General features: G+C 35.3%; 8 protein-coding genes. 5 read left to right on the forward strand and 3 right to left on the reverse strand.

Annotated elements, in window-relative coordinates; translation table 11 throughout:
• Positions 1-52: 52 nt before the first annotated feature.
• The 3 genes from rfbA to AC1Q7L_RS09485 are packed head-to-tail and all read right to left on the reverse strand — an operon-like array spanning position 53 to position 3,320.
• Positions 53-913, reverse strand: a complete 861-nt coding sequence (rfbA, locus tag AC1Q7L_RS09475; RefSeq protein WP_492305213.1) for a glucose-1-phosphate thymidylyltransferase RfbA — start codon at positions 911-913, stop codon at positions 53-55.
• A gap of 9 nt (positions 914-922) precedes the next feature.
• The gene (rfbB, locus tag AC1Q7L_RS09480) at positions 923-2,002 is read right to left on the reverse strand and encodes a dTDP-glucose 4,6-dehydratase (RefSeq protein WP_492305214.1); all 1,080 of its coding nucleotides are present in this window, start codon (positions 2,000-2,002) and stop codon (positions 923-925) included.
• Positions 2,003-2,006: 4 nt separating this feature from the next.
• Positions 2,007-3,320 carry a UDP-glucose dehydrogenase family protein gene (locus AC1Q7L_RS09485; protein WP_492305215.1) on the reverse strand — a complete coding sequence of 438 codons (1,314 nt, stop codon included), beginning with the start codon at positions 3,318-3,320 and terminating at the stop codon, positions 2,007-2,009.
• 217 nt (positions 3,321-3,537) lie between these two features.
• Here AC1Q7L_RS09485 and rimP point away from each other — a divergent pair, with 217 nt between their 5' ends.
• The 5 genes from rimP (at position 3,538) to AC1Q7L_RS09510 (ending at position 12,956) form a co-directional block, all read left to right on the forward strand.
• Positions 3,538-4,005 carry a ribosome assembly cofactor RimP gene (gene rimP / locus AC1Q7L_RS09490; RefSeq protein WP_492305216.1) on the forward strand — a complete coding sequence of 156 codons (468 nt, stop codon included), beginning with the start codon at positions 3,538-3,540 and terminating at the stop codon, positions 4,003-4,005.
• Between the two features lie 16 nt (positions 4,006-4,021).
• Positions 4,022-5,257 (forward strand): transcription termination factor NusA, encoded by a 1,236-nt coding sequence (gene nusA, locus AC1Q7L_RS09495; RefSeq protein WP_066753336.1) that lies wholly within the window; start codon positions 4,022-4,024, stop codon positions 5,255-5,257.
• Between the two features lie 78 nt (positions 5,258-5,335).
• On the forward strand, positions 5,336-8,353 hold the full coding sequence (gene infB, locus AC1Q7L_RS09500; RefSeq protein WP_492305217.1) for a translation initiation factor IF-2: 3,018 nt from the start codon (positions 5,336-5,338) through the stop codon (positions 8,351-8,353).
• Between the two features lie 306 nt (positions 8,354-8,659).
• Positions 8,660-11,476, forward strand: a complete 2,817-nt coding sequence (locus AC1Q7L_RS09505) for a SusC/RagA family TonB-linked outer membrane protein (protein ID WP_492305218.1) — start codon at positions 8,660-8,662, stop codon at positions 11,474-11,476.
• A gap of 10 nt (positions 11,477-11,486) precedes the next feature.
• Positions 11,487-12,956: a RagB/SusD family nutrient uptake outer membrane protein gene (locus AC1Q7L_RS09510; protein ID WP_492305219.1), complete on the forward strand. Its 1,470-nt coding sequence runs from the start codon at positions 11,487-11,489 to the stop codon at positions 12,954-12,956.
• Positions 12,957-13,029 lie beyond the last annotated feature (73 nt).

Here is a 13,029-nt window from a genome sequence, read left to right on the forward strand (position 1 = left end):
AAACTATTGACCATAAAGTCAATAGTTTTCGTAATTATTAATATCGTTCTGTTTATTTTACCAGTTGCTTAAGATATTCGCCATATCCACTTTTGCCATATTTTACGGCAGTTTCTAATAGCTTTTCTTCGTTGATAAATTTATTTCTGAAAGCAATTTCTTCGATGCAGCCTATCTTGAAGCCTTGTCTTTTTTCGATAACGCTTACGAATTCCGACGCATCATGCAGAGAATCAAATGTTCCTGTGTCCAACCAAGCGGTTCCTCTGTCAAGAACACCTACTTCAAGCTTGTTTTTGCTTAAATAAACATTATTTACATCAGTGATCTCAAGTTCACCTCTTGGAGAAGGCTGTATGTTTTTAGCGATTTCTACAACCTCATTATCATAAAAATATAGGCCGGGAACGGCGTAGTTTGATTTTGGGGTTGTAGGTTTTTCCTCTATGGAAACGGCCTTGAAGTCTTTGTCAAATTCTACAACACCATATCTTTCAGGGTCTGCAACGTGATAAGCGAAAACAACACCTCCGTCAGGGTTGGTCTTGTTTTTCAATAAAGTTCCCATTTCGGAACCGTAGAAAATATTATCACCTAAAACTAAGGCAGCAGAATCATCACCGATAAATTTATCACCTAAAATAAAGGCTTGGGCTAAACCATCCGGGCTCGGCTGAACGATATATTCTATGTTACATCCAATTTGTGAACCATCACCTAAAAGCTTGATAAATCCTGCCTGATCGTGTGGAGTTGTAATAATTAAGATGTCTTTAATTCCCGCCAACAACAATGTTGAAAGAGGGTAGTAGATCATCGGTTTGTCATAAACAGGCATTAGTTGCTTGCTTACGGCGATTGTAAGAGGGTAAAGTCTTGTTCCGGAACCTCCGGCTAATATTATTCCTTTCATTTTGTGTGTTTAATTGTATTGATTATCGTAATATTTCTGATAATCTCCGCTTGTTACATTTTCAAGCCATTCTTTATTTTCAAGATACCAGTCGATTGTTTTTCCTAAACCTTCCTCGAAAGTTACTGAGGGCTTCCATCCAAGATCTGCATTAAGTTTAGTAGCATCGATCGCATAACGTTTGTCGTGCCCCGGTCTGTCTTTTACAAAAGTGATTAATTTTTCAGAATGACCTTCAGGCTTTCCTAATTTGGCATCCATTTGCTTAATTAATTCTTTCACCAAGTCGATATTTTGCCACTCATTGAAACCTCCAATGTTGTAAGTTTCTCCAGTTTTAGCTTCATTAAAGATTTGATGAATACCTTTTGCGTGATCAATCACATATAACCAGTCTCTTGTATATTTTCCGTCACCATAGATTGGTAAAGGTCTTTCATTGATAATATTTGAAATACAAAGTGGAATTAACTTTTCAGGGAAATGGTTCGGACCATAATTGTTTGAACAATTTGATACGATAAAAGGCATTCCGTAAGTGTTTCCATACGCTCTAACCAAATGATCAGAAGCAGCTTTTGAAGCTGAATATGGAGATTGTGGATCGTAAGCTGTTGTTTCTAAGAAAAATCCTGTTTCTCCTAAACTTCCGTACACTTCATCGGTTGACACGTGATAGAACAAGTTTTGTCTTTTTTCATCAGGGAATCTTCCGTGCGTATGATCTGGGTTTAATGTCCAGAATTCTTTGCAAAGATTAAGAAGGTTGGCAGTTCCGTTTACATTAGTATTAATAAACGCCATTGGATCTGTAATACTTCTGTCAACATGACTTTCTGCGGCTAAATGAACTACAGCATCAGGATTGTATTTTTCAAATACTTTTCTTAATTCTTCCGGGTTTGTGATATCTGCTTTTTCGAAAACGTAATTAGGTTCGTTTTCGATATCTTTTAAATTTTCCAGATTTCCGGCATAAGTAAGAGCATCAAGATTAATGATAGTTGTGTTGGGATTATTTTTCACAAATTCTCTTACAACGTGGGATCCTATAAATCCGGCTCCTCCGGTAATAATTATATTTTTCATCTGATTATTTTGAAATGGTCTTTCTTCCTATACTCTTATAATGGAATCCGTTTTGTTCCGGGATTTCCAATGGATACATATTTCTTCCGTCAAAAATAACTTTATTTTTCATTTTTTTAGCCATCAGTTCAAAGTTTGGGTTCTTAAACTCAGGCCATTCTGTTGCGATAAATAAAGCATCTACGTTTTCTAAGGCATCATACATTCCTTTAGCGTATTGTATTTTATCGCCAAGGATTTTTTTAACATTATTTTCAGCAACAGCATCGTATGCAACAATTTTCGCGCCTTTTTTTAGTAAAAGATCAATGTTATCTAACGAAGAAGCTTCACGGATGTCGTCTGTATTGGCCTTAAAAGCTAATCCCCACATGGCGATTGTTTTTCCTTCAACACTTCCTCCGAAATATTTTTCAATTTCTGAAACTAAAATTACTTTTTGGGCAATATTTACATTTTCAGTCGCTTCCAAGATTTGGAAATTGAAATCTTCCTGTTTTCCTGATCTTATTAATGCTTTTACATCTTTAGGAAAACAACTTCCACCATATCCGATTCCAGGGAATAAGAATCTGTGACCGATTCTGTCGTCACTTCCCATTCCTAGTCTTACCTTATCAACGTCTGCACCTACTTTTTCACAATAGTTTGCAATTTCGTTCATAAATGTGATTTTCACAGCTAGGAAAGAATTGGCCGCATATTTAGTTAATTCAGATGATTTCTCATCCATAAATATAATAGGAATACCAGTGTTGGTAAATGGCTGATAAATTTTAGCCATAATATCTTTCGCTTTCTCAGAACTTGATCCTACAACTACTCTTGCGGGATTCATTGAGTCTTCAACAGCAAAGCCTTCTCTTAAAAATTCAGGATTAGAAACTACGTCAAAAGGAATCTTTGTTTTTGACGCAATTACTTCGCTTACTCTGTCTGCAGTACCAACGGGAACGGTACTTTTATTAACAACAACTTTATATTCTGTCATTAATTCGCCGATATCATTCGCAACTTTCAGAACGTAAGAAAGATCTGCAGAACCATCTTCTCCCGGAGGAGTTGGTAATGCTAAGTATACAACTTCACTTTTGTCTAAGGCTTCTTTTAAATTGGTAGTGAAAAATAATCTTTCAGATTGAATGTTTCTAAGAAACATTTCCTCAAGGTTCGGCTCATAGATGGGAACTACGCCGTTTTTCATACCTTCTACTTTTTTTTCATCAATATCTACACAGTATACTGAATTGCCAAGTTCTGCTAGGGTAGTTCCTGTAACTAATCCTACATAACCTGTACCTACAATCGTTATATTCAAAATGTATGTTTTTAAAAATTCAGGACAAAAATAGTAAAAATACTTTCATCACGACTTTTAATTTAATGTAAATCTATATTAACTTACCTGCTTGATTATAAGAGATTTTGCTTTTTTAGAAAAAATTTGTATATTTGCATTGGATTTACGGAAAAAAATGAGAAGGCTTCGGAAGAAAGCCTTTTTTCGTACAGGTAAACCAAGGTTAATATTATTTATGGAGTTTAGAAAAAAAATTGAAGAATTATTAAATGAATTCCTTGACACAAGAAAAGATTTATTTCTTATTGATTTAAAATTTTCGGCAGGGGATGATATTACGGTGATTTTGGATGGAGACAGCGGAGTTACTTTGCAAGACTGCCTTGATGCGAGTCGTGCAATAGAATTCAATATGGATCGCGAAGAACATGATTTCAGCTTACAGGTGATGTCTGCGGGATTAAGCGAGCCATTGGCAACTCCAAGACAATTCAATAAAAATCTAGGAAGAGACATCGAAGTTTTACTTACAGATTCTTCTGAGATTGAGGGTGAACTGTCTAAAGTAGACGACGAAAAGATCACTCTTATTTTACGTTACCGAAAACCGAAAGAAGTAGGTAAAGGTAAAGTAGATGTGGAGGAGGAAAAAGAAATTCCTTACTCTGAGATTAAGAAAGCATTAGTAGCAATTAAATTTTAAAAAGAAAAAAGAATAAATGGATAATATAGCGTTGATTGAATCCTTTGGTGATTTTAAAGACGAAAAAGGGATCAGTAAGATTGATCTTATGGCGATTATTGAAGATTCACTGAAGACTCTTTTGAGAAAAAGATTTGATTCAGATGATCATTTTGATGTAATTGTGAACCCGGATAAAGGAGATTTTCAGATATTTTTAAATAAAACGATTGTAGAGGACGAAATGTCGGAAGACGATGATTTGGAAATCGAAATCTCTGAGGCGAAGAAAATAGACCCTACTTTCGAAGTGGGTGAGGATTTTACGATGGAAATTCCTGTTGCTCAGTTAGGAAGAAGAAATATCCTTACTTTGAAGCAGATTTTAGCGACTAAATTGCAGGAGCACAACAACGCAATGTTGTACGAGCAGTTTAGAGACAGAATCGGTGAGATCGTAATTGGAGAAATTCACCACATCCGTCACAAACATGTGATCTTGTTGGATGATGAAGAGAATGAATTTATTTTGCCAAAAGAAAATCAGATCAGTTCCGATTTCTTTAAAAAAGGTGAAAATATCAGAGCTATTGTAGAATCAGTAGATTTTAAAGGTTCAAAACCTCAGATTATTATTTCCAGAACTGCACCTAAATTCCTAGAGAAGTTATTAGAGCTGGAAATTCCTGAGATCCAAGACGGTACTATTATGTTGAAAAAGGTAGTAAGAATTCCTGGTGAAAAGGCGAAGATCGCAGTAGATGCTTATGATGACAGAATAGATCCTGTTGGTGCCTGTGTAGGAGTAAAAGGATCAAGAATTCACGGAGTTGTAAGAGAGTTGAGAAATGAAAACATCGATGTTATTCAGTGGTCTAAAAACCCTGAGATTTTAGTGAAGAGAGCTTTAGGAAATGTTACCATCAATAAAATTGACATCAACGAGGAAACCAATTATGCTTTGGTTTATACCCCAGTTGAAGAGATTTCTAAAGTTATCGGTAAGCAAGGACAGAATATCAGACTGGCTTCTTGGTTAACGGGATATGAAATTGATGTATTTAGAGAGTCTAGCGAAGATGATGATGTTGAATTGAGAGAATTTAATGACGATATCGAACAGTGGATTCTGGATGAATTTAAGAAAGTAGGTCTTACTACTGCGAAATCAGTATTAGATAAAGATACAGAAAGTCTTATTAAAATGGTTGACTTGGAAGAGGAGACGATTGAAGATGTTAAACGTATTCTAAGAGAAGAATTCGAAAGTTAAGATTTTTAAATAAATTTTAATAATCAGTAAAAAGAAATACTTTAATTTTAAGAATTAAAAAAATAGTAAATATAATAGATGCCAAAAATAAGATTAAATAAAGCGGTTAAGGAATTCAATATTTCGATGTCCAGATTAGTAGAATTTTTACAGGCTAAGGGTATCGAGGTTGAAAGCAATCCTAACGCTCAATTAGAAGAAGCGGCATATTCTGCATTGGAAGCTGAGTTTGCCAAAGATGGCGAGCAACGTAAAGCTTCCCATGAGGTGGTGATCACAAAAGTTCCGGAAGAAAAACTGGAAATTGAAGAAAAGAAAACCCCTGAAGTAATAAGAGCTAAAGCTAATAAACCGGAAACTAAGATTTTAGGTAAAATAGACCTGGAGCCTAAAAAGCCTGAAGTTGAAGAAGTTCCTGTTGCTCCAGCAGCAGTAGCACCGGTAGTGGTAGAAGAAAAGAAAGTTGAAGAAGTAGTAGTGCCACAAACCCCAATACCAACGCCAACACCTGAACCAGAAGTGAAGGCAGCTCCTGAAAAAGAAAAACAGGAATTCAAAGTTCTGGATAAAATAGACTTGTCTCAGATAGAATCTAGAAATAGACCTGTAAAAAAAGATAAACCTAAAGTGGAAGATAAAAAAGCGGAGGAAAAACCAGTTGAGCCTGTGAAACAAGCTCCAAAACCCGTTGTAGAGCCCGTAGCTAAACCTGTTGAGGTAAAAGCTGAGCCTAAAATAGTAGAAGCTGAACAACCTCAAGAGTCTCAAAAAATTGAAACGGTTTATCAAAAACTTGATGGACCTAAAATTGTTGGTGAAAAAATCGACTTAAGTCAGTTTGCACCAAAACCAAATTCTGGGGCTAAAAAGAAAAGAAAAAGGATTGAAAAACCTGGTGGCCCTAATCAGCCAAACACAGGAAACAATCAACAAGGAGGAAATAATAACAACCAAGGCGGTCCTCAAGGAAACCGTCCTCCAGGGCAAGGAAACAACCAACAAGGTGGGAACCGTCCTCCAGGACAAGGTGGTCAAGGAAACCGTCCACCGGGACAAGGTGGTCAAGGTGGTCCTCGTTTTGGAAATAACCAAGGTAACCGTCCTCCAGGACAAGGTGGTGGTTTCAAAAAAGGCCCAGGCGGCCCAGGAAACAACAACAGACCTGGTCAAAGAACAATGCCTGTTGAATTAACCGACGAGCAAGTTAAAAACCAGATCAAGGAAACCCTTGAGAAATTAACCAATAAAGGAGGTAAATCTAAATCTGCTAAACACAGAAAAGATAAAAGAACTTACCGTAGAGAACAAGATGAGCGTCAGCAGGAAGCAGATGCAAGAGATACTTCATTAAAAGTTACAGAATTTATTACTGTCGGAGAATTGGCAAGTTTGATGGATGTAAGTGCAACAGAAGTAATTTCTGCTTGTTTCTCTCTAGGAGTAATGGTAACAATGAACCAAAGACTTGAAGCTGATACTTTATTATTAGTTGCAGACGAATTTGGTTATAAAATAGAATTCTCAGATGCTGACCTAGAAGAGGTAGAATCTGAAGAAGATATGGATACTGAGGAGGATCTTTCTCCAAGAGCTCCAATCGTTACAGTAATGGGTCACGTTGACCACGGTAAAACGTCATTACTTGACTACATCAGAAAAACAAACGTTATCGCTGGTGAATCTGGAGGTATTACACAGCATATTGGTGCTTACAACGTGAAATTGGAAAATGGTCAGAGAATTACATTCTTAGATACACCAGGTCACGAAGCCTTTACAGCGATGAGAGCCAGAGGTGCTCAGGTTACAGATATTGCAATTATTGTAATTGCGGCAGATGATGATGTGATGCCTCAAACGAGAGAAGCAATTTCTCACGCACAGGCTGCAGGTGTACCAATGATTATTGCATTGAATAAAGTGGATAGGCCGAGCGCAAATCCTGATAACATTCGTCAACAACTTTCTGGAATGAATATTTTAGTTGAAGAATGGGGAGGAAATGTTCAGGCACAAGAGATTTCTGCGAAATTTGGTAATAACATGGATGTTTTATTAGAAAAAGTATTACTTCAGGCGGAAATGCTTGATTTAAAGGCTAATCCAGATAGAAATGCTCAAGGTGTTGTTATTGAAGCTTCATTAGATAAAGGAAGAGGATATGTTGCTACCATTTTAGTACAAACAGGTACTTTAAAAGTTGGTGATTATGTTGTTGCAGGTAAAAACCACGGTAAGGTAAAAGCAATGCTTGACGAAAGAGGTAGAAACCTTAAGGAAGCAGGCCCATCTATTCCGGTAACTATTTTAGGATTAGACGGAGCTCCAACAGCTGGTGATAAGTTTAAAGTATATGAAGATGAAGGTGAAGCTAAAACTATTGCTAACAAGAGAGAGCAGCTTCAAAGAGAACTTTCTATCAGAACTAAGAAACATACAACACTTGAAGAACTTGGTAGAAGAATTGCTCTAGGTGAATTCAAGGAATTGAATATTATCTTGAAAGGTGACGTGGATGGTTCAGTTGAAGCATTATCAGATCAGTTACAGAGATTATCTACTGCTGAGATCAATGTAAACATTCTTCATAAAGGTGTTGGACAGATCACTGAGTCTGACGTTAACCTAGCAACTGCTTCAGATGCAATTATTATCGGATTTAATGTAAGAGCCGGTGGTAATGCTAAAGAATTGGCAGATAGAGAAGAAATCGAGATCAGAACATACTCTGTAATTTATGCTGCTATTGACGAAGTTAAAGAAGCAATGGAAGGTATGCTTTCTCCTGAAATTAAAGAACAGGTAATTGGTAATGTTGAGATTAGAGAAGTCTTCAAGATTTCTAAAGTTGGAACAATTGCAGGTTGTATGGTTCTTTCAGGAAAAGTTACGAGACAGTCTAAAGTAAGAGTACTTCGTGACGGTATCGTGAAATTTGATGGCGAGCTTGAAAGCTTAAAACGTTTTAAAGATGACGTAAAAGAAGTAACAAAAGGTTACGAGTGCGGATTGAACTTAAAAGGTTATAATGACATCGAAAACGGTGATATTCTAGAAGTTTACGAAGAAGTTGCTGTTAAGAAGAAATTGAAATAAATAGTTTTTAACTATATGAAAACCACTTTTTTATAAAGTGGTTTTTTTATTTCTTAAATGATTTTAATTTATAATAATTCTAAATAATATTTAAAATTTTAAAAAAAATATGTTAAATGTTTTTTTTGATATGAAAAAAATACATTTTATGAAATAATAACTGCCTATTATTGTTGAATCCTATTTATTTTATAGGAAATTTAGAGTTTCCCTTAAAAAAAAGTAACACATATATAGTTAAAAAACTTGCAAGTGTTAATATTTATTAACATATTTGCCCATTAAAATATATTAAAATTTGTTAATATGAATGTTAAACTACGTGTATTAAGTGCTGGAGCTTTGTTTTTCTTAGGACAAACAGCTTTCGCGCAAAAGGCTAAAAATGATACTCTACCTAAAGAAAAGCAAATCGAAGAGGTTGTAGTTACAGGTTACCGTACTAAAAAGGCTGATGAAATTATTCAGGCTCAATCTGTTATTTCTTCTAAAGAGTTCTCTGAACAACAATCAACTTTGTCTATGACAAACATGCTTCAGGGTAAGGCTCCTGGGGTTTTTGTACAGGCTAATAGTGGTAAGCCAGGTGATGGTGGATCGATTCAAATACGAGGTTTTTCTGGATTATCAAATTCAGATCCTTTAGTTGTTATTGATGGAATGTACTCTTCAATAGCTCAGTATAATGCATTGAACCCTAGTGACGTTGAGTCTGTAACTATTTTGAAAGATGCTGCTTCTACTGCTCAGTACGGTTCTCGTGCAGCAGGTGGTGTTCTAGTGGTTACAACTAAAAAAGGTGTTAGTGGTAAGCCAACATATATGTTCCAGACTAGATTTGGATTCTCTAAAAAAGTTTCTGATAAGGAGCTTAATTTCCAAATGATGGACGCTAACCATAAATTGAATTGGGAGAATTCAGTTGCGGATGGAGTAGGTATAGGGCAGAGAACGCCTGAAGAAATTGCCGAACTATCTGCATTAAATCATAATTGGCAAAATGATGTAACGAAAAGTTCATCAGAAGAGTCATATTTGTTTAGTGCTAGTGGAGGTACTAAAAAAGATTTATACTATTATTCATTAGGTTATGACCATAACTCAGGTATTATTCGTGATTTAGATGGTTTAAAGAGATATACAGCAAGATTTAATTTTGAAAGCCAATTATCTGACAGATTAAAATTAGGATTGAATACATCATTACAGTATCAAATTGTAGAAAATCAAAGAGATAACTATAATGCTCAGAATCCTTTCCTTTTTATGTATGCTGCAAATCCATATGAGACAGTATTTAACCCGGATGGGTCGTATAACCAAACGTCTGCTGGATTCCCATTCTTGGAAGCTGTACATACAAATCCAAACTTCAATAAGAACCTTAGGTTAAACGGAAGTATCTTTGCAGAATATAAACTATTTGATTTCTTAAAATTTAGATCAACTGCATTAGGAACTTATGCGCAACTAAAAGGTTGGTCCGCTATTTTCCCAGGATCTACATTAGGAGGTATTCTAGGTTATCCAAATGGATGGTTATCTCAAGGTAATAATGATCTTTTTAATTATACAATCAATAATAGATTAGACTTTGATAAGAGTTTTGGAGAGCACAATGTTAGTGCAACTGCATTTCATGAGTTCTACAATGGTAGATCAAATACGATGACTGCTGCAAAACAAAACTTAAATAACGCTTTATTAAGTCCATTCCAATTAACAAACTACGCAACTCCTCTTACAACAACTGGTACTCAGACTACTTATACACTAAGTTCATTTGCTGGATTATTAGACTATAACTACGCGAAAAAATATTTTGTAAGTGGTTCAATCAGAAGAGATGGTAGTTCAAGATTTGGTGAAAATAATAAATTTGGTACATTCTGGAGTGTAAGTGGTGGATGGAATATTGCTAAAGAAAATTTCTTAGCTAATACTAAATTAACTACATTGAAATTAAGAGCTTCATACGGTACTGTAGGAAATGATGCTCCACTTCCTGATTATGTAAATATTGATTATGCTTCTTTTGGATTATACGGAGCTGCACCAACAAACTATGTGGTAACTGCTGGAAATCCTGATTTAAAATGGGAGGTTGCAAAAATGCAGAATTATGGAGTAGATTTCGTATACGGAAGTAGATTAAGAGGTTCATTTGAATATTTTATCACAAAGAGAAATGACTTTATCCAACAGGTTTCAGGATCTGATGTTACTGGAGGTTATGCACAATATGCCAATGTTGGTGATTTAGAGAATAAAGGAATCGAAGCTGAACTATCTTATGATGTTATTAAAAATAGTAGTATTACATGGAACCTACATGGGAACATAGCTAGTATTAAAAATAAATTATTAGCATTAAAAAATGGTGAAACAGAAAGAGTAACTGGTCCTTATGGAAATAGTGCTTTGGTTGTTGGTGAAATACCTTACCTGTTTAAATTAGTTAAATATGCAGGTGTTAACCCGGCTAATGGGGAGGCGTTATACTACACAAATAGAGCGACTGCAAATGCAGGTGAAACTTTCTATAATTTAGAAGGAGGAAAAGCAACGAATGTTTATAATACTTCAGATGCTCAGAATATTACAGATAAATCTCCATTTCCAAAAGTATTTGGAGGATTTGGAACATCATTTAGCTATAAAAAATTCGATATTAGCGCTGAATTCTCATATAAATTTGGAGGTTGGGCTCTTAACTATGCTGAGTTAGACAGATTAGATCCTGCTCAATATACAAGCAATAAGAGTACAGATGCTACAAACTTTTGGCAGAAGCCAGGGGATACAAATGTACTTCCTGCTCCAACAGATCAAGGGTTAACGACTACTGATTATTTCTTAGAAAAAACAGATTATATCAGATTCAGAAGCTTAAGTGTAGGATATACTTTTGATAAATCGTTCTTAGGAGAAAACTCTATCATCAACTCGTTTAGAGTATATGTTCAAGGTCAGAATCTTTATGTGTGGACTAAATTTAAAGGAGATCCAGAAGCTGCTGTTGGATTAAGCGAAAATACAGCTAATTATGTACCTGGATCTTACTACGCTTATACTTATCCAATTGTAAAAACTTATTCAATAGGTTTTGATATTAAATTTTAAATAGTCAAAAATGAAAAAGATAAAATATTTAATTACAGCACTAGCTGCAATAGTAGTTTTAAATTCGTGCGAGAGAGATTTAGACCAAACTTCTCCTCAAAAAGTTCCTGTTGAAGATGCTTTCCAAACTGTAAGTGGATTTCAGGCAGGAGTAAATGCTGCTTATGACGCTCTTAAAAATAGCGGTTACTTTGCAGGAGATACTAGTCAACTAGGAGTTCCGGACGAAATTTCTGATAACCTAGTAATAAGCCCTCTAGGAAGAGCTACTAACTTTTTAGCTTATAACTGGAATCATGCTGGAAATGTAGGTTCGGTAACAAATTTATTTATTGTAGGTTATCAGGCAATTAGTTATGCTAACCTTCCATTAAAATATATTGATAAATTACCAGCTGGAGCTGATAAAAATGATATCGCTGCTCAAGCTAGAGCAATTAGAGGTATGGTTCATTTTGATTTGGTGAGAGCATATTGTAAAATACCTACGCAAAGTGCTGATGCAAATGCTTCAATGGGTATTGATTACGTAGATAAATATGATCCAAGTGCTGTTTCTGAAGGACGTAAATTAACTGTTGCTCAAGTTTATGATAGAATTATCGATGATTTAACTTTTGCTGCAAATAATATTAGCTCTTCTACAACTGATAAAGGAAGACTTTCAAAAGCTGCAGTTTTAGGATTACTATCTAGAGTATATTTGTATAAAGGAGATTACCAAAACTCTATCACTTACGGACAGCAGTCAATCACTTTGTCTTCAAGTGTAGGTTCATTAACTAATTTTCCTTTAGTTTGGTCATCAAACAATACTGATGGAGTTCTATTCAAAGTACTTAATTCTCTTAACGAATCTGTCACAACAGGTGTAGTATATCAGCAAGGAGCAACAGCAACTGGTGGAAATATTCGTGCAGAGTATGTAGTTCCTAAATCTGTTTATAGCTTATTTACATCAACTGATATTAGAAAAGCAGCTTATATGAGACAGAGTACATATACTTCTGGTTCTTCAAGCTTAACTGGTAATAGTGTTATAAAATATGCTGTTAACACTGGTGGTGGTACACCTGCTAACGTTATTGAAATTAAATATTTAAGAACTGCAGAGGTTTACTTAAATGTTGCTGAATCAGCTTTCAAAGCAGGAAATGAGCCATTGGCAAATACATTGCTAAATACTCTAAAAGCACAAAGATATACTGGTTATGCGCCAGTTACTCTTTCAGGTACTGCTTTATGGAACGAAATAATGTTACAGAGAAGACTTGAGCTTGCATTTGAGACTGATAGATTCTATACACTTAAGCGTTTAGGTTTAGGTTTACAAAGAACTGGAGAAGGTGCTAATGCTGACGGAACAGGAGTTCCTGCAGCTACACAAAACGTTCCTGCTTCTAGTAATAAATGGCAATGGCCAATCCCTCAATCTTCAATCAATAAAGATGCTGGATTACCACAAAACCCTGGTTATTAATCAAACAATAATCATATAATTTAAACCCTGCTCTAAGCAGGGTTTTTTATTTCCTTTTATTTCTTATTTTTGC

Source organism: Chryseobacterium sp. GW823-FHT05E08, assembly GCF_058795655.1.